We start from the raw sequence: 22,245 nt of genomic DNA on the forward strand, positions 1-22,245 counted from the left end.
GTGGGGGCAGCGGGGGCACCGGACGCGCCCGGAGGGGCCGGTCGACGGCGCGGGCGGAGCACCGTGCGCGGCATGCGCGGGTGTGCGCCGGTCACACGGCCGGCCCGGACTACACCGCCATGCCGTACACGATGGTGAACAGCGTGCCGAGGGAACCGATGATGAACACGCCTGTGAGACCGGCGATGATGAGGCCCTTGCCCTGTTCCGCGCTGAAGGTGTCCCGGAGGGCCGTCGCGCCGATACGTTGCTTCGCCGCGCCCCAGACGGCGATGCCGAGGCAGAGCAGGATGGCCACCGCCATCACCACCTCGATCATCACCTTCGCCTCGTTGCCCAGGCTGCCGAAGGGGCCCCAGTCCGGAGCGATCCCGCCGATGATGGTGTTGATGTCTCCCTTGTCGGCCGCAAAGAGCATGTAAGTCACCGCCCCTGGTGGGTAGTTCCGCGGCCCCTGCGGGCGTGCAGAGGTCAGGCCTCATTGTCGCCGACAATGACGCCCGCGCATGTCGACTTGGCGCCATTACTGGCGAGTTTCGTGCGTATGGTTACTCTGTGTATCACGGCAGGTCACGCCGGGCAATGAAGAGGGAGCGGAACCGGTGCTGTGGTTGCGGCGTTGACACTTTTCACGTCCGGGCAGGGTTTCTGACGTCCAGTCGAGTGAGTGGGTCGCGTCGATGCTCTCACGCCGTGTGCCGGTGCCGGTGCGAGCGTGTCCCCGTGCCGGTGCGGGTGCCTGTGCCGCTGCTTCGCGCCCGGGGTCGGGACAAGCGGGGCGATGCGGGACATCGTGTGCGGTGAACGAGGGTTTCACAGGAAAATCTCAGTGAAGTCGGGATCCGTTTCTCACCTTCTTGGGACACAGTGGGGCCTGATGAAGCGCACCTCAGGGATCCAGAGCCCCGCCCGTCACGTACGCCCGCGCGCCGCCACCCGGCACTACGCGCTGTTCGTCGGACTGGTGCTGATCGCCGTGACCTCGGCTTCCGTCGCGTCCGCCTCCGACGGGCCCGGACCCCTCGGGGTGACGGCGGTCACCACGGAATCCTCGCAGAGCGCGCGGATCGGTGCGCTGTTCGGCGCCGACAAGGCCGGCAGTCTCAACGGCAACCACTTCTGCACCGCCTCGGTCGTGCACAGCCCCAATCACAACCTCGTCCTCACCGCGGCGCACTGCCTGAGCGACGACACCGACCTGGTCTTCGCGCCGGGGTACCGGGACGGCAAGGCCCCGTACGGCGTCTGGACGGTCAAGAGGCGATTCCTGCCCGACGGGTGGTCCAAGGACCAGGACGAGGACAGCGACGTGGCGTTCGCGGTGATCTCCCCGCAGGGCGGCAGGAACATCGAGGACGTCGTCGGCGGCAACCGCTTCGTCAGCGGGGTGGCGACCGGGGCGACCGCGGTGACCGTCACCGGGTACCCCGACTCCCGCGAGGTGCCCATCACCTGTACCAACAGGCCGCGCTCGCACAGCCGCACCCAGCAGCGCATCGACTGCCCCGAGTTCACCGGCGGCACCAGCGGCAGCCCGTGGATCAACGGCGACCGGCAGGTGGTCGGTGTGCTCGGCGGACACGAGGAGGGCGGCTCCACGCCCGACACGTCCTACAGCGTCGTCTTCGGCGCCGAGGCGGCCGAGCTCTACAAGGACGCCGCGGCCGATCCGTGAGCGGTGATCCGCCACCTCTGGCCACTGGGCCGGCCTCGGTGACGCGAACCCGGCCACGGGCGCCCCGGCGAGGGGCCAGGATCCGTACGGTCATCCGAAAGCACGGCGCGCGCCCCTAAACTGTCCCGGGCGGACGGACTCCTGGGCGGCGAGGGGTGGTTGACGGTGCGTAAGGCATGGGTCGTGGCGATCGCCGCCGTCGGATCCGGGATCGCCTTCGTGATGCTGCTCGTCGTCGGCGTCTACGTCGTCGCCGGCAACATCGTGAACGGGGTGGGCGGCGGAGCCGTCGGACTCGCCAAGGGCGCGGTGCCGGCCGCCTACAAGACCCTCGTGCAGAAGTGGGGCAATCTGTGCCCCGCCCTCAACCCGGCTCTGCTCGCGGCGCAGTTGTACCAGGAGAGCGGGTTCAACCCGAACGCCAGGTCCGCGGCCGCGGCGGAGGGGATAGCGCAGTTCATCCCGGGGACCTGGGCCACGCACGGCCTCGACGGCAACGGCGACGGCAAGCGTGACGTCTGGGACCCCAACGACGCGATCCCGTCGGCCGCGTCCTACGACTGCGAGCTCGCGAAGTACGTGAAGGACGTGCCCGGCGACGTCTCGCACAACATGCTCGCGGCCTACAACGCGGGGGCGTACGCCGTCATAAAGTACGGGGGCGTGCCGCCGTACGCGGAGACCCAGAACTACGTGAAGACGATCACGACCCTGGAGAAGAGCTTCGCCGCCCCCGTCACCCGGGTCGATCCCTCGCGGCAGGCCGCCGGCGCGATTTCCTATGCGCAGGGCAAGTTGGGGACGCCCTATCTGTGGGGTGGGGACGGGACCGCCGACCAGGGGGGCCGGTTCGACTGCTCGGGGCTGACCAAGGCCGCGTACGAGAGTGTGGGGATCAGCCTGCCGCGGGTGGCCAACGACCAGTACAACGCGGGGCCGCATCCCAAGCGGGAGGAGCTGCTGCCGGGTGATCTGGTGTTCTTCTCCGACGATCCGACCGATTCGCGGGCCATTCGGCATGTGGGCATCTATGTCGGCGGTGGGTACATGATCGACGCGCCACGGCCGGGGGCCGTGATCCGGTTCGACCCGGTCGACACACCGGACTACTTCGGGGCCACCCGGGTCACCGAAGATGGCGCGAAAGCGCTCCCCACCTCGGTGTGAACCGAGCGTGAGCCCTCCCCCTGAGCTGCTACGACGAGTCTCTCTTCGATAACGTCTGCGTGATCATTCGGTGGAGCGTGGAACGTATCAAACGGGGTCGTGCGTTCCTGTTGACGTACAAGGACACGACGAAGGGGCCGCAGCACGATGGCTGGACTCGCCGAATCCGGGTCGAACCCCGACGTCGACCTGCTCTACGACATCAACGGCCTGGCCAAGGACGCACCGCACTGGTTCGACCGGGTCATGGAGTACGTCGGCGAGTACGGTCTGCTGCTCGCGATGGTGCTGCTGGTGGTGTGGTGCTGGTGGTCCGTGCGGCGGAGGGGCGGGGAGAACGCCGCCTCCTCGGTGGCCGCGCTGGTGTGGGCGCCGCTCGCGGCGGGGATCGCGGTGCTGGTGAACGTGCCGATCCGAGGGTTCGTGGAGCGGCCGCGGCCCTTCCGGGACCACCAGGGACTGGACGTCCTGGTGCCGGGGAAGACCGACTTCTCGTTCGTCAGCGACCACGCGACGCTCACCATGGCGATGGGGGTCGCGCTGTTCGTGGCCAACAGGCGGTTCGGGCTGGTGGGGATCGGGCTGGCGCTGCTCGAGGGGTTCTGCCGGGTGTACATGGGCGTGCACTATCCGACCGACGTGGTCGGCGGGTTCGCGCTCGGCACGGCGGTCGCGCTGCTGCTGTCGCCCGTCGCCATGGCGCTGCTCACGCCTGTGCTGAAGGCCGTGGAGGGCGCGCGGTGGGGCGGGTGGCTCGTTCGTGCCCGGCGGGCGGAGGCGGGCGCGGGCACGGTGCTCGCCGGGTCGCGGGGTGAGGAGCGGGCCGCCGCGGAGGAGCGGGACCTGGCCGCGTGAGCGTGCGGCCAGGGGCTGACGTGCGTGGAGTGCGCTGACCGCTACAGCCCCTGTGGGTAGGCGAAGAAACCGTCCGGGTCGTACTGCTGCTTCAGCTTCCTCAGGCGGGGTGCGGCGTCGCCGTAGTAGGCCGAGCGCCAGTTCGTCAGGGTGGGGTCGGTGTAGTTCTGGTAGGCCGCGCCGGAGGCGTACGGCCTCATCGCGGTGTGGGCCGCGGTGAGCCAGGACTGGGCCGTCGTGCCCACCGTGCCGGGAGTCCAGGACACTATGTACTGGGCGAGCATGCGTGAGCGGCGGTGGACGAAGGCCGTCGCCGTGGGGGAGACACGGTTGACCGCTCCGCCGAGTGCGGTGAGCGCGACGCTGCCCGCGCCGCCCCGCACCGACCGCACCTGGGACAGCAGCGTCTGGATGCCGGCCGCGGAGATCGAGCGGTCGAAGAAGTCCGAACGGGCCGCGTAGGTCTCGCGGCCGAGGCTGCCCTGCGGGGAGCGGCCGGGTGTCGGGCCGGGCAGGTGGCACTGGGGCTCGGTGGGGAAGGACGAGCAGCCGGCATAGGCCTCCATGGCGCCCTCGTACGAGTGACGGTTCAGCGAGACGCTGGAGGCGCGTGCGCCGATCCCGGCGGCCAGGCGGTCCACCGCGTTCTGCAGCTCGCCGTACGTCCCGAGGGAGAAGGCGGCCACGGACACCCTCGGCGCGCCGCCCGGTGTGTTCTCCAGGTGCAGGGAGGACCAGATCTCGTCCGGCTGGTCAGGACCCCATTCCTGCCAGGCCTTCACCACCGCTGCCGCCTTCGCCCACGGCCAGATCATGTAGGCGGACACCGCCTGGGGCGCGGGGTGGGTGCGGAACCGGAGTTCGGTGACGACGCCGAAGTTGCCGTTGCCGGCGCCGCGCAGCGCCCAGAAGAGGTCCTTGTTCTCGGTGGCGTTGACGGTCAGTTGCCTGCCGTCCGCCGTGACGACGGTGGCCTCGGTCAGGCTGTCGCAGGTCAGACCGTAGGCCCGGGAGGTGACTCCGTGGCCGCCGCCCAGCACCAGGCCGGAGACGCCGACCGTCGGGCAGGAGCCGGCGGGTATCGTCACGCCCTTCGCGGCGAGCGCCCGGTAGACGTCGATGAGTTTCGCGCCGGCCCCGACCACCGCCGAAGTGCCGCTCGCCCTGACCCGGTCGAGCCGGGAGACGTCGAGGATCAGGCGGCCGTCGCCGGAGGACCAGCCGGCGTAGGAGTGGCCGCCGTTGCGGATGGCCACGCCCAGGCGGTGGGCGCGGGCGTAGGAGAGGGTCGTGCGGATGTCGTCGGCGTGGGCGACGTAGGCGACGGCGGCGGGCTGCAGGCCGTCGAAGCGGGTGTTGTAGAGCTGGTGGGCGGTGGTCCAGTGGGCGTCGCCGGGGCGGAACAGGGTGCCGTCCAGGGTGTGGGCGAGCGCGGTCCAGTCGGCCGCGGACGCGGCACCGGTGGCGCGCAGTCCTGCGGCTGGGGATGCCTTGCCCGGGGACGGGGAGGCCGCCGTGGCGGCGGTGCCCGCCGCCCCCGCCGACGATCCCTTGCCGCCACCGCTGCACGCGGCCGTGGCCAGCGTGGTCACCGCGACCGCGCCGCCCCCTATGAACGCCCGCCGTTCCATGTCTGTGCCTCCTGTCGGCTCCCGTGGACCGAGACGACCGCTCGGCCCGGGCGGGTTCCCGGCAGCCTGAACGGGCCGCCGGGGCACGGGCGTCGGAACCTCCGCGTGCCCTCCCCGTGAGCATTCCGTTACCTCACCGCACCGTCGGCAGGGGTTCACCCCTCGTTCACTTCCGGCAATCGGCGGCTTCACCTGTTCTGCCTAATTTCGGCCTTACCCGGTGCTGATGCGCGCATCTTGCCGCATCGGTGTCAGCCACACTTCGCACGCCGCCGATCAGGACGGCGGCTCCTGGAAGGAACTCCCTCAAGTGAAGCTTCAGCGCAAGACCCGGCGGGCACTCGCTCTCGGCGCTCTCGCCGTCTCGGGCGCCCTGGCCATCACGGCGTGCGGCTCCGACAACAACAGCGGCAAGGACAGCAACGGGGGCAGCTCGTCCGCCGCCGCCGCTCCCGGCGCGGCCAAGTGCGACAGCGCCAAGGGTCAGCTGCAGGCGTCCGGTTCGTCGGCGCAGAAGAACGCGATCGACGCCTGGGTCAAGCAGTACAGCCAGGACTGCAAGGACGTGCAGATCAACTACAACCCGACCGGTTCGGGCGCCGGTATCACCGCCTTCCTGCAGGGCCAGACCGCGTTCGCCGGTTCGGACTCCCCGCTGAAGCCGGAGGAGGTCGCCCAGTCCAAGAAGGTGTGCTCCGGCGGCCAGGCGATCGACCTGCCCATGGTCGGTGGCCCCATCGCGATCGGCTTCAACGTGCCGGGCGTGGACAGCCTGACCCTCGACCCGGCCACCCTCGCCAAGATCTTCAACGGCAAGATCACCAACTGGAACGACGCGGCGATCAAGAAGCTGAACCCCAGCGCCAAGCTGCCCGACCTGAAGATCCAGGCGTTCCACCGCTCCGACGAGTCCGGCACCACGGACAACTTCACCAAGTACCTGATCGCCACCGCCAAGAGCGACTGGCCGTACTCGGGCGGCAAGGCCTGGCAGGCCAAGGGCGGCCAGTCCGCGCAGGGCTCCTCCGGCCTCGCCCAGCAGGTCAAGCAGACCGCCGGCGCGATCTCCTACTTCGAGCTCTCCTACGCCGCCGACGGCATCAAGACCGTCGACCTGAAGACCGGCGCCGCCACCCCGGCCAAGGCCACCGTCGAGAACGCCACCAAGGCCATCGCCTCGGCGCAGGTCGTCGGCACCGGCCAGGACATGGCGCTGAAGCTCAACTACGAGCCGAAGGAGGACGGCGCCTACCCGCTCACCCTGGTCACCTACGAGATCGCGTGTGACAAGGGCAACAAGGCCGACACCCTGCCGGCCGTGAAGTCCTTCCTGTCCTACATCGCCTCCGAGGACGGCCAGAAGCAGCTGACCGGCGCCTCCTACGCGCCGATCCCCGACGCGATCATCACCAAGGTCCGCTCCACCATCTCGGGCCTGAGCTGATCTGAGCGTGCGGCCGGGTCCCGCCACCGAGCGGGACCCGGGCCGCACCGTCCGGTGCACCGCCGCCAGGAGCCCGTACACCGCGTACGGCTCCGCAGACCGGAGAACCCGATGGACACATCCACACAGCAATCCGACGCAGCTCCGCCTCACACCGCCCAGGGGCCGGCCGCGCACAAGCGCGCCGTCCGTGGCGCCGGCCGCCCCGGTGACCGCATCTTCCTGGGCCTCTCCCGTGGGTCGGGCATCCTGCTGCTGGTGATCATGGCCGCGATCGCGGTCTTCCTCACCTACCGTGCCGCCCTCGCCATAAGCAAGGACGACGGCAACTTCCTGACCACCTTCGAGTGGAACACCAGCCTGCTGCCGCCCCAGTTCGGCATCGCCGTGCTGGCCTTCGGCACGGTCGTCTCGTCGATCGTCGCCATGGCCCTCGCGGTCCCGGTCGCGGTCGGCATCGCGCTGTTCCTCACGCACTACGCCCCGCGCAAGCTCAGCGGCCCCATCGCCTACGTGATCGACCTGCTGGCCGCCGTGCCGTCGATCGTCTACGGCCTGTGGGGTGCCCTGGTCCTCGTACCGCACCTGAACGGCCTGTACGGCTGGCTCGACGAGTACTTCGGCTGGACCGGCATCCTGTCCTGGCAGGGCGGCGCCCCGCGGTCGCTGCTCACCGTGGGCATCCTGCTGGCGATCATGATCCTGCCGATCATCACCAACGTCAGCCGCGAGGTCTTCCGCCAGGTCCCGCGCATGCACGAGGAGGCCGCGCTGGCCCTCGGCGCCACGCGCTGGGAGGTCATCCGCATGTCGGTGCTGCCCTTCGGCCGCTCCGGTGTGATCTCCGCCTCGATGCTCGGCCTCGGCCGGGCGCTCGGCGAGACGATGGCCGTCGCCACGGTGCTCTCCCCGACCTTCGACATCAAGGCCAGCCTGCTGGACCCGGGTGGCGGCACCTTCGCCCAGAACATCGCGAGCAAGTTCAACGAGGCCACCGAGTTCGGCCAGGACGCGCTGATCGCCTCCGGTCTCGTGCTGTTCGTGATCACCCTGTTGGTCAACGGCGCGGCCCGCATGATCATCAACCGCCGCAAGGAGTACTCGGGGGCCAACGCATGAGCACGCCAGCCGTCACCGACAAGCGCGCCGGCTCGCTGCGCGGCGCCAGCCTTCCGAAGTGGTTCCCGCTCGCCGTCGTCGCGGGGTCCGTGGCCGCGGCCGTGGCCATCGGCCTGGGCGCCGGGCTGGACAGCAAGGTGCAGTGGGGCCTGATCGCAGCGGTCCTCGCCGTCCTCGTCACCTACGGCGTCGCGGCCCGGGTCGAGGGCCGCCGGCAGGCCAAGGACCGCATCGCCACCAGCCTGGTCTGGGTCTGCTTCCTCGTCGCCGTCGTCCCGCTGGCCTCCCTGATCTGGGCCACCGCCAAGCGCGGTGTGAAGGTCTTCGACGGTTACTTCCTCAGTCACTCCATGGCCGGTGTCGCCGACACCGAGCCGGGCGGCGGCATCTACCACGCGCTGCTCGGCACCCTGGAGCAGGTGGGCCTCGCCACCCTGATCGCCGTGCCCATCGGTGTGCTCACCGCGATCTACCTGGTCGAGTACGGACGGGGCCGGCTCGCCAAGGCCGTCACCTTCTTCGTCGACGTGATGACCGGCATCCCCTCGATCGTCGCCGGCCTCTTCGTCCTCAGTTTCTGGATCCTGATCCTCAAGATGGGCTACTCCGGCTTCGCCGGTTCGCTCGCCCTGGCGATCCTGATGATGCCCGTGGTGGTCCGCTCCACCGAGGAGATGCTCAAGCTCGTTCCCAACGAGCTGCGCGAGGCCTCCCTGGCGCTGGGCGTCCCGAAGTGGCGCACCATCCTCAAGGTGGTCCTGCCGACGTCCATCGGCGGCATCGCCACGGGTGTGATGCTCTCCATCGCGCGCATCACCGGTGAGACCGCTCCCGTCCTGCTGCTGGTCTGGGGTACGAACTTCATCAACTCCAACCCCTTCAAGGACCCGCAGGCCTCGCTGCCGCTGTACATCTACCAGCAGTACGCGAACAGCTCGGGCTCCGGCGCGGCGTACGACCGCGCCTGGGCGGCGGCTCTCACCCTCATCGCCTTCGTGATGATCCTCAACCTGGTGGCCCGCGGCATCGCCCGCTGGAAGGCACCCAAGACCGGTCGCTGAGGCATTGATGCGCGGCTACCGCCGCGCGGCGGCCAACAGCGACTGAGACGACTGGAAGTGAAGAAGTAGTCATGGCCAAGCGAATCGACGTGAGCGGGCTCACCGCCTACTACGGCTCCCACAAGGCGATCGAGGACATCTCGATGACGGTCGAGCCGCGTTCGGTGACGGCCTTCATCGGGCCGTCCGGCTGCGGCAAGTCGACGTTCCTGCGCACCCTGAACCGGATGCACGAGGTCACCCCGGGCGGCCGGGTCGAGGGCAAGGTGATGCTGGACTCCGAGGACCTCTACGGCGCCGGGATCGACCCGGTCTCCGTCCGCCGCGAGGTGGGCATGGTCTTCCAGCGGCCGAACCCGTTCCCCACCATGTCGATCTTCGACAACGTGGCGGCGGGTCTGCGCCTGAACGGCAACTACAAGAAGAGCCAGCTGAACGACATCGTCGAGAAGTCGCTCAAGGGCGCGAACCTCTGGAACGAGGTCAAGGACCGCCTGAACAAGCCGGGCTCGGGTCTCTCGGGCGGTCAGCAGCAGCGGCTGTGCATCGCCCGTGCGATCGCCGTCGAGCCGAAGGTGCTGCTCATGGACGAGCCCTGCTCCGCCCTGGACCCGATCTCGACCCTCGCCATCGAGGACCTGATCGGCGAGCTGAAGGAACGCTTCACGATCGTCATCGTGACGCACAACATGCAGCAGGCGGCGCGCGTCTCGGACCGTACGGCGTTCTTCAACCTGGCGGCCGTCGGGCAGCCCGGCCGGCTGATCGAGATCGACGACACCGAGCGGATCTTCTCCAACCCCTCCGTCCAGGCGACCGAGGACTACATCTCCGGCCGCTTCGGCTGATCCCGGACCCCTCGCGGTGCTGCATGGCGGTGCCACCGTGAGGATGCGGAAAGGCCCGCCCCTGGCTCCCGGGGGCGGGCCCTACGCATTGTGGCCGGGCGATCCCCGGCCGGGCGCTCCTACAGGAACGCCAGGTTGATCAGCCAGAAGACGAAGGCCGAGACGAGCGCGGCGGCCGGCATGGTGATGAACCAGCCCAGGACGATGTTCTTCGCCACGCCCCAGCGGACGGCGTTCACCCGCTTCGTCGCGCCCACACCCATGATCGCCGAGGTGATGACGTGGGTGGTGGAGATCGGGGCCTTGAAGAGGAAGGCCGTGCCGAACATGATCGACGCGCCGGTCGCCTCGGCCGCGAACCCCTGCGGCGGGTCCAGCTCGATGATCTTGCGGCCCAGGGTGCGCATGATGCGCCAGCCACCGGCGTAGGTGCCGAGCGACAGCATCAGCGCGGAGATCAGCTTCACCCACACCGGGATCGGGTCGCCGTAGGTCTCGACGCCGCCGATGACCAGCGCCATCACCACCACACCCATGGTCTTCTGGGCGTCCTGCAAGCCGTGTCCGAGCGCCATGCCGGCCGCCGACACCGTCTGCGCGATACGGAAGCCGCGCTTGGCCTTGTGCGGGTTGGTGCGGCGGAATATCCACATGATCAAGGTCATGACCAGGTAGCCGACGATCAGGCCGACCACCGGGGACAGGAACATCGGGGTGACGACCTTGTCCAGGACGCCGTTCCAGTGCACTGCCGTACCGCCCGCCAGGGCCGCGCCGACCAGGCCGCCGAACAGGGCGTGCGAGGAGGACGAGGGCAGGCCGAAGTACCAGGTGACCAGGTTCCAGACGATGGCGCCGAGCAGCGCCGCGAAGAGGATCCCCATCCCCTTGTTGCCGGTGGGGGTCTCGATCAGGCCCTCACTGACGGTCTTGGCGACCCCGCTGCCCAGGAAGGCGCCGGCGAGGTTCATCACCGCGGCCATCGCCAGCGCGGCCCGCGGGGTCAGGGCGCGGGTCGAGACGGAGGTGGCGATGGCGTTGGCGGAGTCGTGGAAGCCGTTGGTATAGGCGAAGCCGAGGGCGACCAGGATGGTCAGAGTCAGAACGAAGGTGTCCATGGACGCCTCAGGACTCCTTGACCGCGATGGTCTCCACCGTGTTCGCCACGTGCTCGAAGGCGTCCGCCGCCTCCTCCAGTACGTCCACGATCTGCTTGAGCTTGAGCACTTCGATCGCGTCGTACTTGCCGTTGAACAGGTGGGCGAGGAGCTTGCGGTGGATCTGGTCCGCCTGGTTCTCCAGGCGGTTCACCTCGATCCAGTACTCGGTGAGGTTGTCCATGGTCCGCAGGTGCGGCATGGCCTCTGCCGTGAGCTCGGCCGCCCGCGCCAGCACCTCGATCTGCTGCTCGACGCCCTTGGGCAGTTCCTCTACGTTGTAGAGGACGACCAGGTCGACGGCCTCCTCCATGAAGTCCATGATGTCGTCGAGGGACGACGCGAGGGAGTAGATGTCCTCGCGGTCGAAGGGCGTGATGAACGAGGAGTTCAGCTGGTGGAAGATCGCATGCGTGGCGTCGTCACCGGCGTGTTCCGCGGCCCGCATACGCTCTGCGATCTCGGCCCGGGCGGAAGCGTCCGCCCCGAGCAGTTCCATCAGGAGTTTCGAGCCGGTGACGATGTTGTCCGCGGACGCGGCGAACATGTCGTAGAAGCTCGTCTCCCTGGGGGTCAGACGAAAGCGCACGTGGGGTCCTCGGGGTGCTTCGGTTTCGGTCAGGGTGATGCTAAGCGCATCATCCGGCCACGGCTAAGGGGCCGTCCCCCAGTGTCGCCCATCAGCCACTGTGCTCGTCACGGGGGCATGGCAAGCCTCGCATACCCCGGAAAATTCGTTACGATATACCCGCCAGGGGTATGTCTACGCGAATCTCCTGGATCTTCTGAATCCCACCCGAGCGGGAGGACGCGATGACGACCACCGAGGCCGGCGCAGCGGCGCCCTCCGAGAACACCGTGGAGCAGAACGCCGGCGGCGAGCCGGCGGGGCATGAGCACGCCACACACGGCTACCACAAGCAGAAGGACGAGCACCTCAAGCGGCTGCGCCGGATCGAGGGCCAGATCCGCGGGCTGCAGCGGATGGTCGACGAGGACGTCTACTGCATCGACATACTCACCCAGGTGTCCGCCTCCACCAAGGCGCTGCAGTCCTTCGCCCTGCAGCTGCTGGAGGAACACCTGCGGCACTGCGTGGCCGACGCGGCCGTCAAGGGCGGCTCCGAGATCGACGCGAAGGTCGAGGAGGCCACCAAGGCGATCGGACGGCTGCTGCGGACGTGACCGCATGACCACGTGACGTGCACGGGCGGCAGGGGCCGCCGCTCACTCGTCGGTGCCGGTGCGGCGTTCCTCGGCCACTCTCAGCACCTCGTCGATGCTCTCCAGACTGAGCCGCTCCCGGGCCGCCGAGGCGGCGATGATCAGCTCTCCGCACAGCTCGATCTCGGCGAGGGCCACGTGGTCCTGAACCGCCGTACCGACCGGAGCCACGTGCGTCACCCCTTCTCTGTCGTCGCCGGCTTCCTAGAGTAGGGAGCCGTCCACGGACCGCGCATGGCACGGAAGGGCTAGTCCGCCGGTCATTTCCGGCCCCTCGGCCCCGGCAGCCTCGGCTCCGGGTGATCGACTACTCGGCGATCCGGCCGGAGTAGATGTCCTTCGACTGCGGCAGCGTCACGTTCACCGGGGTGCCGAAGGCGTACAGCAGGGTCGTGGAGAAGACGTCCACCGTCTTCTTGCCGTGTCCGCCGACGAAGCTGAAGCTCTGCCGGAGCTTGCGGACGCGGCCCTGGTCGTCGAGGTAGACGTCGAACGGGACGTCGGCCGTGGCGAACCCTTTCGCCGCCGCCTTCAGCGCGGTACTCAGCGCCGCCTCGCCGGTCGCCGAGACGTTCTTCGCGGCCAGCGCCAGATCGGCGGTGCCCCTGAAGTGGCGTACCGCGACACCGGCCACCTGCGTCCGGCCCACGAACGTCGCCGTGCGCGTCCCGCGCAGCACCTCGGCGGCGGCGAACGGGTCGGTGGCGCCGCCGGTGACCAGGTTGCCGTCGGAGAGCGTCGCCGTCTCCACCCGCACCCACTTGTCGGCGGGCACGCCCGCCCCCCGGTTCTTCATGAACAGCGCGCCCGGGGCGAGCAGTTCGGTGATCGGCTGATGCTCGGGGGCCCCGGTCGGGTCCTGCGGCAGCACCAGCGTCAGCCGCCCGAGCTGCCGGCGGAAGTCGTAGACCCCCTCGCCGCGGATCGTCACGCGGGTTCCGCCCGCGGCCATCTCCATCGCCGTGCGGGCCTGGGAACTGCCCGCGGCGAGCAGCGCCTCGGGGGCCTGGCGCACGGTCCGCACCGGGTCATGGGCGGCGCGCGAGTCCTCGGCGGCCACGCCGCCGCCGGAGCACGCCGTGGCACACGCGCAGACCAACAGCCCCGCCGCGAGCGCCGTCCCGCCCGTCTGCCGCCGCTGCCGCTCCGCCATCGCCTGCCTACCCCCAGCCGCTACGTCCGTCACGGGCTCCGTGTCCTCCGGTTCAACGACGAGTGCCTAGGCCCGTCACGCGCCGGGGCGGCACTCACAGGAAGCCGCAACCGGTTGTTCACCTGGTGTGGGTAGCGTGGTCGGCGTGGCGCTACGAGAAGGGCTCGGCCCTGCGCAGGAGAACCGGCAGCACCCGGAACACCACACGACGACCGTCGAGCAGGGCCGTTTCTGCCTGGCCCGGTGCAGCTGCGGCTGGCGCGGCCCCGCCCGCCGGGCGCGCAGCCTGGCCCGCACGGACGCGGAGGGGCACGCGAGGGACGTCCGACAGCCCTGAAGGGTGTCGCGGACGGCCGGGATCAGGTGAGGCGCAGGGCGGTCAGCAGTTCGTCGACGAGTTCGCGGTCACGGAACTGGGTCAGCCGTTCGCGGGCGGCGGCGGGCGACAGCCAACGGAGCCGGTCCACCTCCTTGTTGGGGGTGAAACGGCCCGCCGCGGCCTCGGCCGCCCAGTACCGCACCTGCTTGGGACGCCCGCCCGCCACGTAGGCGACGGAACTCAGCTCCACGCCGGGAACGGCCGTGAACCCCGTCTCCTCCGCCACCTCCCGCAGCGCGCCCGCGAGCGGGTCCTCGCCGGACTTGAGCTTCCCCTTGGGCCAGGACCAGTCGTCGTACTTCGGCCGGTGCACCACGCACAGCTCGAGGGCGCCGGAGGGCGGCAGGCGGCGCCACAGAATGCAGCCGGCCGCCCGGACGACGGTGTCCTTCCTCCTCTTCGTACCCGGCACCGGGGCTCACCGTCTCCTCAGTTCGCGCCGATCGCCTGCATCTGCCACGCCTGCTGGAAGGCGAACCTGGCCGCCTCCACCTCGTGCCGCTGATCCGCGTGGAGCACGCCGAGCGCGTACGCCGTCGCCGGGGCGATGCGCGGCGTCCGGGCGGCCGCGGCCGCGGCGGCCGCCGCCTCCGAGGCGTCGCGGTGCCGGTCGAGGGCCCGGCCGGCCGCCGGCAGCCGTACGTCCACGGCGGCGCCGTCCAGGTCGGCGCCCCGCAGTGCCTCGCCGGCGTACCGGTGCAGGCGCAGCAGCAGGCGGACCTGGTGCCAGGGGGCGTCCTGCGGGTGCGGGGACGGGTCCGGGGACAGGCCGTGGACCAGCGCGGCCGCGTTGTACGGGCTGCCCGCGGTGACGAGGGGGAGCGCGGCGACCGCGTCCGTCAGGCGTTCCTCGGCCGCGGTGGCGAGAGGGCGTGGGTCCATGGTGCGCGCGCCGGGGCTGAGGGGCACGTCGCTGGCGAGGACGGCGACCTTGTCGGCGACGGCGTGGAAGCGGCTCGATCCGAGGGCCTGGAGGGCTGTCGAGTGCGCTCGGGTACGGGCGAGGGTGAGCTGCCGGTCGAGGAGGGCGCCGGCTTTCGCCGCACCCACGGTGAGATTGCCCCGGTCCGGCGCGGGCGGGCGGGGCAGGGTGCCGGCGGTGCCCAGGTCCGCCAGGTCGGCCACGCCGGCGGCCTTGTCGGCCTGTGGCGACAGCCGGTGCAGTGCCAGCAACAGCCTCTCCAGACGGGCCTGGTAGGCGTGTTCACGGGCCAACGTGCCCGAGAGCCAGGCCAGTTCCGGGCGCAGCTCCTCCGCCCAGCTCTCGTCCAGCAGGGGACGGAAGGTGTGCAGGCTGCCGCTGATGCGGCGGGCCGAGCGGCGCAGGGCCCGTGCCGCGTCGACGGACTCCGCGCTGCCGTTCGCGGCACCGCCACCGGTCTCCCGGTGCAGGCGCAGGGCCCGGAGGAACTCCGTCGCCTGCGCCCGCAGATAGCCCGCGAGGGCGTCCACGGTGGGGGCGCCGTCCTGCTCGATGAGCGCGGGGGACGGCCCGGCGGCCGTGGGGTCCGTCGGGTCAAGGTGTTGCTGTGCCACGCCGGCGCCTCCGGGCGTCTATGAGCATCTCCTGAACGTTGCGCAGGGGTTGGCCGTCCGAGTCGGTCGCGTGCCGGGTCCACTCGCCGTCCGGGCCGAGGTGCCAGGAGGAGGTGGTGTCGGACATGCCGGTCTCCAGGAGCCGGTTGAGCGCGGCTCGGTGGCCCGGGTCGGTGACCCGGACCAGGGCCTCGATACGGCGGTCGAGGTTGCGGTGCATCATGTCGGCGCTGCCGATCCACACCTCGGGCTCGCCGCCGTTGCCGAAGGCGAAGACACGCGAGTGTTCCAGGAAGCGGCCGAGGATCGAGCGGACGCGGATGTTCTCCGACAGGCCCGGCACGCCGGGGCGCAGCGCGCAGATGCCGCGCACCCACACGTCGACCGGGACGCCGGCCTGGGACGCGCCGTAGAGGGCGTCGACGACCGCCTCGTCGACCATCGAGTTGACCTTGATGCGGATGGAGGCGGGCCGTCCGGCGCGGTGGTGCTGGATCTCCTTGTTGATCCGCGAGATCAGGCCGTCCCGCAGGGACTTGGGCGCGACGAGCAGCCGGCGGTAGGTCTCGCGGCGGGAGTAGCCGGACAGGCGGTTGAACAGGTCGGAGAGGTCCGCGCCGACCTGGGGGTCCGCGGTGAGCAGTCCGAGGTCCTCGTACAGGCGTGCGGTCTTGGGGTGGTAGTTGCCGGTGCCCACGTGGCTGTAGCGCCGCAGCGTGTCGTCGCCCTCCTGGCGGACCACCAGGGACAGCTTGCAGTGGGTCTTCAGGCCGACGAGGCCGTAGACGACATGGCAGCCGGCCTCCTCCAGCTTGCGCGCCCACTTGATGTTGGCGTGCTCGTCGAAGCGGGCCTTGATCTCCACCAGCACCAGGACCTGCTTGCCGGACTCGGCGGCGTCGATGAGCGCGTCGACTATGGGGGAGTCGCCCGAGGTGCGGTACAGGGTCTGCTTGATCGCGAGGACGTCCGGGTCCTGCGCCGCCTGCTCCAGGAAGGCCTGGACGGAGGTGGAGAAGGAGTCGTACGGGTGGTGCAGGAGCACGTCCCGCTGCCGCAGGGCCGCGAAGATGTCGGGCGCGGACGCCGACTCGACCTCGGCGAGGTCACGGTGGGTGCCGGCGACGAACTTGGGGTACTTCAGCTCGGGCCGGTCGAGGCTGTGGATGCGGAAGAGACCGGTCAGGTCGAGCGGACCGGGCAGCGGGTACACCTCGGCCTCGCTGATCTTCAGCTCCCGGACCAGGAGGTCGAGCACCTCGCGGTCGATGGACTCCTCGACCTCCAGGCGCACCGGCGGCCCGAAGCGGCGCCGCATGAGCTCCTTCTCCAGGGCCTGGAGGAGGTTCTCGGCGTCGTCCTCCTCCACCTCCAGGTCCTCGTTGCGGGTGAGCCGGAAGGTGTGGTGCTCCAGGACCTCCATGCCCGGGAACAGCTCCTCCAGGTGCGCGGCGATGACGTCCTCGAGGGGGACGTAGCGGCCCGGGGAGCTCTCCAGGAAGCGGGACAGCAGCGGCGGCACCTTGACGCGCGCGAAGTGACGGTGGCCGGTGACCGGGTTGCGTACGACGACGGCCAGGTTCAGGGAGAGGCCGGAGATGTACGGGAAGGGGTGCGCCGGGTCGACCGCCAGCGGGGTCAGCACGGGGAAGATGCGGTGCCGGAAGAGGGTGAACAGGCGGGCCTGTTCCTTCTCCGTCAGCTCGGTCCAGCGGACCAGGTGGATGCCCTCCTCCGCCAGGGCGGGCGCGACGTCCTCGTGGTAGCAGGCGGCGTGCCGGGCCATGAGCTCGCGCGAGCGGGCCCAGATCATCTCCAGCACTTCGCGCGGCTGCAGACCGGAGGCCGAGCGGGTCGCGACCCCGGTGGCGATACGGCGCTTGAGGCCGGCCACCCGGACCATGAAGAACTCGTCCAGGTTGCTGGCGAAGATCGCGAGGAAGTTCGCCCGCTCCAGCAGGGGCGTGTTCGGGTCCTCGGCGAGTTCCAGGACCCGCTCGTTGAAGGCGAGCCAGCTGCGCTCCCGATCGAGGAAGCGGCCCTGCGGCAGCTGCTCGTCCTCGGCGGCCGACTCCTCGTAGACGTCGAGGTCGGCGTCGAGATCAGGGTCCAGATCGGACACCGCCGCCGCCACGGTGTGCGGGCGGTGGGCGGCGATGGAGCCCACGGAGGGCTGAAGGTGCGGGACCTGCGCTGCTGCCTGGGTGTCTGGCTGGCTCATGAACCCATTCTTCCGCGCTGCGGGGAAGACAGGCGCGTCGGAAAGCGCGGGCGGGAGCACGACTGCGGACCCCTCGGGGGGCGGCGGAGGCTCTGGCACGGCGGGCTTCATTGATCGAGCGTCGCAAGGCTCTCTGAATCGCCGGTTACGGAGACATGACGTGCGGGATAGCGGGGGGCGGCCCGCAGGGATCCGGGGCCCGCCCGGGCCCCGCGTCACTGTACGTCACCGGCTGTAGGCCTCGACGGCCGCCTTCGCCGCCTGCGCCGCATCGGGTGGCGGCGCACGTGACGTCTCCGTGCGGTACGTGCGCGTCACGTCTCCGTGCGGTACATGAGGTCCGTCTCGTACGTGGTGAAACCGAGCCGCTCGTAGACCGACACCGCCGCCTTGTTGTCGGCGTCGACGTAGAGCATCGCGGTGGGCAGGCCCTGTGCGGCCAGGTGGCGCAGGCCGGTCAGCGTGAGGGTTTTGCCGAGGCCGCTGCCCTGCGCCTCGGGGCGGACGCCGAGGACGTACACCTCGCCGAGCCCCTCCTCCGCGTGGACCTTGGTCCAGTGGAAGCCGACCAGCCGGCCCTCGCGCTCGGCCAGGAAGAACCCGCGCGGGTCGAACCAGGGCTCCGCCTTGCGGGCGTCGAGGTCATGCTGGGTGAGGGAGCCCTGCTCGGGGTGGTGGGCGAACGCCTCCGCGTTCACGGTGAGCCACGCGGCGTCGTCCTGGCCGGGGACGAAGGTCCGCACCGTCACGCCCTCGGGCAGCGCCGGCTCCGGCAGGTCCAGGCCGGCGAGCGGGCGCCGCATCTGCCGCAGCTCGCGGAACAGGGTCAGCCCGAGCACCTGCGACAGGTGCCGGGCGGCGGAGTGACCGCCGTGCGCCCACACCCGCAACCGCTTGCCCGAGGCGGCAAGCAGCGCCGACCCGAGCGCCCGCCCGTGCCCGTGACCGCGGTGCGCGGGATGGACGACCAGCTCGGCGGCGGGCGCCTCCACGGGGTCGGTGTCCTCCAGCTGCGCGTAGCCGACCAGCTCGCCGTCGACGCTCAGCAGCAGATGGGAGACCCCTTCCCGGGCGCCGCCGCGCAGTTGCAGCCGGCCCTGCTCGGACACCGCCTGCTGACCGTCGGTGCGGGCGGCTTCCGCCAGCAGGTCCAGCACGGCTTCGACCTGGTCGGGGGAGAGCGCGGAGACGGACGCCAGGGAGCGGGCGATCGGTGCGGTGTCGTCGCTGGTCATGCGTCTGAGACTACAGAGGAGTCCCGGACCGGGTGGCCGGCTCGCACCGGCTCACGGCAGTTCCGGCGGCGGAGTGGGTGCCCCGGGCAGCCGTACGGTCGCCACCGTGCCGCCGCCCTCGGCCGGGGCGAGGGTGACCTCGCCGCCGGACTGCTGGATCGTGCGGGCGACGATGGACAGGCCCAGGCCCGACCCGGGCAGGGCGCGGGCGCTCGGGGAGCGCCAGAAACGGTCGAAGACGTGGGGGAGCTCGTCGGCGGGGATGCCGGGGCCGTGGTCGCGGACCGTGAGGACACCGTCCGCCAGCCACACCTCGACCGTGCCGCCCTCGGGACTGAACTTGATCGCGTTGTCCAGGATGTTGACGACGGCGCGCTCGGCGGCCGCCGGTTCCGCCCGCACGTACCAGGGGTCCAGGTCGGCCGTGATGGTCAGCTCCGGGCCGCGCAGCCGGGCACGGCGCAGTGCCGCGTCCACGGTGTCGTGGAACGCGATCACCTGGACCCGCTCGCCCCGCTGGCCCTCCGAGCGGGACAGCTCCTGCAGGTCGCCGATCAGTGACGCCAGTTCCGTCATCTGCGCCTTGACCGAGGCCAGCAGCTCCTTGCGGTCGGCCTCCGGGAGCGGGCGGCCGGTCTCCTCGCTGCGGGAGAGGAGCTCGATGTTCGTACGCAGGGAGGTCAGCGGGGTGCGCAGCTCGTGGCCCGCGTCCGCGATCAGCTGCTGCTGCAGGTCGCGTGAGCTGGCCAGGGCCGACGTCATCGAGTTGAAGGAGCGGGACAGGCGGGCGATCTCGTCCTCGCTGTCGTCCGCCACGGGGATGCGGATGGTCAGGTCCTCGGTGCGGGCCACGTGCTCGACGGCCTCGGTGAGCTTGTCGACAGGGCGCAGACCGGCGCGGGCGACCGCGAGACCGGCGGCCCCGGCGCCGACGACTCCTATGCCGCCGACGAGCAGGAGCAGCAGGGCCAGGTCGCTGAGCGTGTTCTCGGTGTCCTTCAGGGAGAGACCGAGCATGAAGGCGATGCCCGGGTAGGCGTCGGCGTTGGGGCCGGGGCCGGTCGGGACGGCGACGAGCATGACGCGAACGTCGTTCCCCTCCGTGTCGGTGGTGGTGTGGAAGGTGCGTTCGCGCAGATACGGCGCCGCGGCCACCTTCTTGTCCAGGTCCTTGACCTTGATCACTCCGGGCGACCTGGGCTCCACGCAGTACTTGCCCTGCGAGGTCACCAACTGCACGTAGAGGTACGAGCGTTGCACATCGCCCGCCGAGTCGTTCGGCGCCTGCGCGCAGTTGGCGGCCAGATCGGTCGCCGTACCGGCGGTCACCCTGCCGTAACTCGCGAGCCGGGTGTCGACCGCGTCGTACAGCTTGCCCTGCACGAAGAACCAGCAGGCGACGGAGACCGCCGCCACCGCGAACGCCACCGCCGCCGCCACCAGCAGCGCCAGTCGCGAGCGGATCGGCAGCGACCGGAACCGGCGCGTCACCTGGTTCACTCCGCGCCGCCCTGCCGCAGGACGTACCCCACCCCGCGCACCGTGTGCACGAGGCGAGGCTCGCCGCCCGCCTCGGTCTTGCGGCGCAGGTACATCACGTAGACGTCGAGCGAGTTCGAGGACGGCTCGAAGTCGAAGCCCCAGACCGCCTTCAGGATCTGCTCACGGGTGAGCACCTGGCGCGGATGGGCCATGAACATCTCCAGCAGCGTGAACTCCGTGCGGGTCAGCTCCACCGGGCGTCCGCCGCGCGTGACCTCCCGGGTGGCCAGGTCCATGCGCAGGTCGGCGAAGGTGAGCACATCGCCCTCGTCGGCCGCGCCCGCCACGGCCGCCGCGTAGGAGCTGCGGCGCAGCAGGGCGCGGATACGGGCGAACAGCTCGTCCAGTTCGAACGGCTTGACCAGGTAGTCGTCCGCCCCGGCGTCCAGCCCGGTGACCCGGTCGCCGACCGTGTCGCGGGCCGTGAGCATCAGGATCGGGGTGGTGTCGCCCGCGCCGCGGATGCGGCGGGCGGCCGTGAGGCCGTCCATACGGGGCATCTGGATGTCGAGCACGACCAGGTCCGGCTTGTACGCGGTCGCCTTCTCCAGGGCGTCCGCGCCGTCGACCGCGACCTCGGTGCCGTAGCCCTCGAAGGCCAGGCTGCGCTGGAGTGCCTCGCGCACCGCCGGCTCGTCGTCGACGATCAGGATGCGCTGGGGCTCGCGGTCGCGGTCGCGGTCACGGTCGCCGTCGAGGGGGCTCATCGGTCGTTCGTCCTCGGGTTTCCTGGGGGCGGCAGGGATGCTCCCAGCCTCGCACGTTCCGCGCCCACCGAGTGGGGTCACGGGGCCTTGCGCCCTGTCATGCCGCCACTGCGGTCAGCCGCCTCAGCGGCACCTTGTGGCGGTGCCAGCGGCCGGCGGGGGTGCGCAGTCCCATGAGCTGGGGAACGACGGCGGCGTCCAGCGGGGGCCGGTTCGCGGGGTTGTCCGCCCGGTTGATCGTGCGGGTGTTCGCGCGGCTGCTCGCGGGGCGGCGGGCCGGCCTGCTCACGGGCCGGCGTGCCGGGATGCTCGCCAGGTTGATGGCCAGGGCGACTGCCGGGCCGCCCGCCGGGCTGTGGAGTTCCTTCGCGACGGCCAGCGTCAGGGCGACGCCCGCGGGGACGGTCGCGTCGACGGTGTCGGTCCACTCGTGGACAACCTGCTGGATCATGGCGGTGCTCCTTGGTGCGAGGTGGTGCGCGTCGGTGCCTGTTGCCGCTTGCCGCTGTCCTTGTCGGTCGTTCTTGGCGTTCTTGTGGCGTCCGCTGCTCGTGATCGCGCGGTGCCGCCCGGTGGGGGCCGGCCTCAGCTCTGGGAGCCGGAGCGCAGCTTGGCCAGGTCGGACTTGGCGGTGTTGATCGGGATGGCGAAGCCGAGGCCCACGCTGCCCGCGCCGGACGAGTCCGAGCCGGCGGCGGCCGAGTACATCGCCGAGTTGATGCCGATGACGTTGCCGTTCGCGTCGATGAGCGCGCCGCCGGAGTTGCCGGGGTTCAGGGAGGCGTCGGTCTGGATCGCCTTGTAGGTGGTGGTGGAGGAGCCGGTGTCGCCGTTGAAGTGACGGCCGCCGAACTCGAACGGCCACTGGCCGTCGCCCTGTCCCTGTCCCTGCCCCTGGTTCTCGTCGGTGGAGACGGTCACGTCCCGGTCGAGGGCGGAGACGATTCCGCTGGTGACGGTGCCGGTCAGGCCCTCGGGGGAGCCGATGGCGACCACCTGGTCGCCGACCGCCACGCCGTCGGAGTTCCCGAGGGCCGCCGCCTTCAGGCCGGAGGCTCCCTCCAGCTTGACCAGGGCGAGGTCCTTGGAGCTGTCGGTGCCCACGACCTGCGCGGTGTAGCTCTTGCCGTCGCTGGTCCGGGCCTTGACCGAGGAGGCTCCCGCTATGACGTGGTTGTTGGTGAGGATCTCGCCGCCGCTGGAGATGACCACACCGGAGCCGGTGGAGGTGCCGTTGTCGAGAGTGGCGGTGATCTCCACGACGCTCGGGCTGACCGCCTTGGCGATCGCC

23 protein-coding genes are annotated in these 22,245 nt (G+C 70.7%); 9 read left to right on the top strand and 14 right to left on the bottom strand.

Annotated features, from left to right (window positions below; genetic code table 11):
• Nucleotides 1-109 precede the first annotated feature (109 nt).
• Nucleotides 110-418, bottom strand: a complete 309-nt coding sequence (locus BZY54_RS29065) for a hypothetical protein (protein WP_014673544.1) — start codon at nt 416-418, stop codon at nt 110-112.
• A 459-nt stretch (nt 419-877) separates the two neighbouring features.
• On the opposite strand from BZY54_RS29065, the gene BZY54_RS29070 reads away from it, so the two are divergent.
• From BZY54_RS29070 to BZY54_RS29080, 3 genes are all read left to right on the top strand, one after another.
• Nucleotides 878-1,675, top strand: coding sequence for a trypsin-like peptidase domain-containing protein (locus BZY54_RS29070; RefSeq protein ID WP_086728311.1), 798 nt, complete (start codon nt 878-880; stop codon nt 1,673-1,675).
• Between the two features lie 159 nt (nt 1,676-1,834).
• The gene (locus BZY54_RS29075) at nt 1,835-2,842 is read left to right on the top strand and encodes a bifunctional lytic transglycosylase/C40 family peptidase (protein ID WP_244217389.1); all 1,008 of its coding nucleotides are present in this window, start codon (nt 1,835-1,837) and stop codon (nt 2,840-2,842) included.
• Nucleotides 2,843-2,989: 147 nt separating this feature from the next.
• Nucleotides 2,990-3,697 (top strand): phosphatase PAP2 family protein, encoded by a 708-nt coding sequence (locus BZY54_RS29080; protein WP_086728313.1) that lies wholly within the window; start codon nt 2,990-2,992, stop codon nt 3,695-3,697.
• 41 nt (nt 3,698-3,738) lie between these two features.
• Here the strand turns inward: BZY54_RS29080 and BZY54_RS29085 are convergent, their stop codons facing one another.
• A complete protein-coding gene (locus tag BZY54_RS29085) occupies nt 3,739-5,328 on the bottom strand; it encodes an FAD-binding oxidoreductase (protein ID WP_086728314.1) in 1,590 nt (529 codons plus the stop codon).
• A gap of 310 nt (nt 5,329-5,638) precedes the next feature.
• Between BZY54_RS29085 and pstS the strand changes: the two genes are divergently transcribed.
• The 4 genes from pstS (at nt 5,639) to pstB (ending at nt 9,800) form a co-directional block, all read left to right on the top strand.
• Complete coding sequence (gene pstS, locus BZY54_RS29090) at nt 5,639-6,772, top strand: phosphate ABC transporter substrate-binding protein PstS (protein ID WP_208640798.1); 1,134 nt, start codon at nt 5,639-5,641, stop codon at nt 6,770-6,772.
• A gap of 111 nt (nt 6,773-6,883) precedes the next feature.
• Nucleotides 6,884-7,891, top strand: coding sequence for a phosphate ABC transporter permease subunit PstC (pstC, locus tag BZY54_RS29095; RefSeq protein WP_086728316.1), 1,008 nt, complete (start codon nt 6,884-6,886; stop codon nt 7,889-7,891).
• Nucleotides 7,888-8,952: a phosphate ABC transporter permease PstA gene (gene pstA, locus BZY54_RS29100; RefSeq protein ID WP_086728317.1), complete on the top strand. Its 1,065-nt coding sequence runs from the start codon at nt 7,888-7,890 to the stop codon at nt 8,950-8,952. Before pstC ends, pstA begins: the two co-directional genes overlap by 4 nt.
• A 71-nt stretch (nt 8,953-9,023) precedes the next feature.
• Nucleotides 9,024-9,800 (top strand): phosphate ABC transporter ATP-binding protein PstB, encoded by a 777-nt coding sequence (pstB, locus tag BZY54_RS29105; protein WP_086728318.1) that lies wholly within the window; start codon nt 9,024-9,026, stop codon nt 9,798-9,800.
• A gap of 119 nt (nt 9,801-9,919) precedes the next feature.
• On the opposite strand, the gene BZY54_RS29110 is transcribed toward pstB, so the two are convergent.
• Nucleotides 9,920-10,918, bottom strand: a complete 999-nt coding sequence (locus BZY54_RS29110; RefSeq protein ID WP_086728319.1) for an inorganic phosphate transporter — start codon at nt 10,916-10,918, stop codon at nt 9,920-9,922.
• A gap of 7 nt (nt 10,919-10,925) precedes the next feature.
• On the bottom strand, nt 10,926-11,546 hold the full coding sequence (locus BZY54_RS29115) for a DUF47 domain-containing protein (RefSeq protein WP_026252685.1): 621 nt from the start codon (nt 11,544-11,546) through the stop codon (nt 10,926-10,928).
• A gap of 224 nt (nt 11,547-11,770) precedes the next feature.
• Between BZY54_RS29115 and BZY54_RS29120 the strand changes: the two genes are divergently transcribed.
• Complete coding sequence (locus BZY54_RS29120; protein WP_086728320.1) at nt 11,771-12,142, top strand: metal-sensitive transcriptional regulator; 372 nt, start codon at nt 11,771-11,773, stop codon at nt 12,140-12,142.
• Nucleotides 12,143-12,184: 42 nt separating this feature from the next.
• Here the strand turns inward: BZY54_RS29120 and BZY54_RS51745 are convergent, their stop codons facing one another.
• Entirely contained in the window at nt 12,185-12,352 is a 168-nt protein-coding gene (locus tag BZY54_RS51745) for a hypothetical protein (RefSeq protein ID WP_167414086.1), read from the bottom strand.
• A 136-nt stretch (nt 12,353-12,488) separates the two neighbouring features.
• On the bottom strand, nt 12,489-13,334 hold the full coding sequence (locus BZY54_RS29125; protein WP_086728321.1) for an SCO4651 family lipoprotein: 846 nt from the start codon (nt 13,332-13,334) through the stop codon (nt 12,489-12,491).
• Nucleotides 13,335-13,479: 145 nt separating this feature from the next.
• Between BZY54_RS29125 and BZY54_RS29130 the strand changes: the two genes are divergently transcribed.
• Entirely contained in the window at nt 13,480-13,671 is a 192-nt protein-coding gene (locus BZY54_RS29130) for a hypothetical protein (protein WP_086728329.1), read from the top strand.
• A 22-nt stretch (nt 13,672-13,693) separates the two neighbouring features.
• Here the strand turns inward: BZY54_RS29130 and BZY54_RS29135 are convergent, their stop codons facing one another.
• The 8 genes from BZY54_RS29135 to BZY54_RS29170 all read right to left on the bottom strand — a co-directional run.
• On the bottom strand, nt 13,694-14,125 hold the full coding sequence (locus BZY54_RS29135; RefSeq protein WP_086728322.1) for an NUDIX hydrolase: 432 nt from the start codon (nt 14,123-14,125) through the stop codon (nt 13,694-13,696).
• Nucleotides 14,126-14,142: 17 nt separating this feature from the next.
• The gene (locus tag BZY54_RS29140; protein WP_086728323.1) at nt 14,143-15,249 is read right to left on the bottom strand and encodes a CHAD domain-containing protein; all 1,107 of its coding nucleotides are present in this window, start codon (nt 15,247-15,249) and stop codon (nt 14,143-14,145) included.
• A complete protein-coding gene (locus BZY54_RS29145; protein ID WP_425276328.1) occupies nt 15,230-17,581 on the bottom strand; it encodes an RNA degradosome polyphosphate kinase in 2,352 nt (783 codons plus the stop codon). The genes BZY54_RS29140 and BZY54_RS29145 overlap by 20 nt, the downstream gene beginning before the upstream one ends.
• A 203-nt stretch (nt 17,582-17,784) precedes the next feature.
• Entirely contained in the window at nt 17,785-18,705 is a 921-nt protein-coding gene (gene mshD / locus BZY54_RS29150) for a mycothiol synthase (RefSeq protein WP_086728325.1), read from the bottom strand.
• A gap of 51 nt (nt 18,706-18,756) precedes the next feature.
• Nucleotides 18,757-20,205, bottom strand: coding sequence for a HAMP domain-containing sensor histidine kinase (locus BZY54_RS29155; protein ID WP_086728326.1), 1,449 nt, complete (start codon nt 20,203-20,205; stop codon nt 18,757-18,759).
• On the bottom strand, nt 20,202-20,954 hold the full coding sequence (locus tag BZY54_RS29160) for a response regulator transcription factor (protein ID WP_086728327.1): 753 nt from the start codon (nt 20,952-20,954) through the stop codon (nt 20,202-20,204). Before BZY54_RS29160 ends, BZY54_RS29155 begins: the two co-directional genes overlap by 4 nt.
• Nucleotides 20,955-21,051: 97 nt before the next feature.
• Nucleotides 21,052-21,405, bottom strand: coding sequence for a hypothetical protein (locus tag BZY54_RS29165; protein ID WP_086728328.1), 354 nt, complete (start codon nt 21,403-21,405; stop codon nt 21,052-21,054).
• A 134-nt stretch (nt 21,406-21,539) separates the two neighbouring features.
• The coding region (locus BZY54_RS29170) for a S1C family serine protease (protein WP_143668143.1) at nt 21,540-22,245 on the bottom strand (706 nt) is incomplete at its 5' end.

Source organism: Streptomyces carpinensis (assembly GCF_002154505.1).
GTDB classification, from domain to species: Bacteria; Actinomycetota; Actinomycetes; order Streptomycetales; family Streptomycetaceae; genus Streptomyces; species Streptomyces carpinensis.

What these genes read in the sequence shown, in the direction of transcription:
- BZY54_RS29065 (WP_014673544.1), bottom strand. Translation starts at nt 418, where the DNA reads ATGCTCTTTGCGGCCGACAAGGGAGACATCAACACCATCATCGGCGGG.
- BZY54_RS29070 (WP_086728311.1), top strand. Translation starts at nt 878, where the DNA reads ATGAAGCGCACCTCAGGGATCCAGAGCCCCGCCCGTCACGTACGCCCG.
- BZY54_RS29080 (WP_086728313.1), top strand. Translation starts at nt 2,990, where the DNA reads ATGGCTGGACTCGCCGAATCCGGGTCGAACCCCGACGTCGACCTGCTC.
- BZY54_RS29085 (WP_086728314.1), bottom strand. Translation starts at nt 5,328, where the DNA reads ATGGAACGGCGGGCGTTCATAGGGGGCGGCGCGGTCGCGGTGACCACG.
- pstC (WP_086728316.1), top strand. Translation starts at nt 6,884, where the DNA reads ATGGACACATCCACACAGCAATCCGACGCAGCTCCGCCTCACACCGCC.
- pstA (WP_086728317.1), top strand. Translation starts at nt 7,888, where the DNA reads ATGAGCACGCCAGCCGTCACCGACAAGCGCGCCGGCTCGCTGCGCGGC.
- pstB (WP_086728318.1), top strand. Translation starts at nt 9,024, where the DNA reads ATGGCCAAGCGAATCGACGTGAGCGGGCTCACCGCCTACTACGGCTCC.
- BZY54_RS29110 (WP_086728319.1), bottom strand. Translation starts at nt 10,918, where the DNA reads ATGGACACCTTCGTTCTGACTCTGACCATCCTGGTCGCCCTCGGCTTC.
- BZY54_RS29120 (WP_086728320.1), top strand. Translation starts at nt 11,771, where the DNA reads ATGACGACCACCGAGGCCGGCGCAGCGGCGCCCTCCGAGAACACCGTG.
- BZY54_RS29125 (WP_086728321.1), bottom strand. Translation starts at nt 13,334, where the DNA reads ATGGCGGAGCGGCAGCGGCGGCAGACGGGCGGGACGGCGCTCGCGGCG.
- BZY54_RS29145 (WP_425276328.1), bottom strand. Translation starts at nt 17,581, where the DNA reads ATGAAGCCCGCCGTGCCAGAGCCTCCGCCGCCCCCCGAGGGGTCCGCA.
- mshD (WP_086728325.1), bottom strand. Translation starts at nt 18,705, where the DNA reads ATGACCAGCGACGACACCGCACCGATCGCCCGCTCCCTGGCGTCCGTC.
- BZY54_RS29160 (WP_086728327.1), bottom strand. Translation starts at nt 20,954, where the DNA reads ATGAGCCCCCTCGACGGCGACCGTGACCGCGACCGCGACCGCGAGCCC.
- BZY54_RS29165 (WP_086728328.1), bottom strand. Translation starts at nt 21,405, where the DNA reads ATGATCCAGCAGGTTGTCCACGAGTGGACCGACACCGTCGACGCGACC.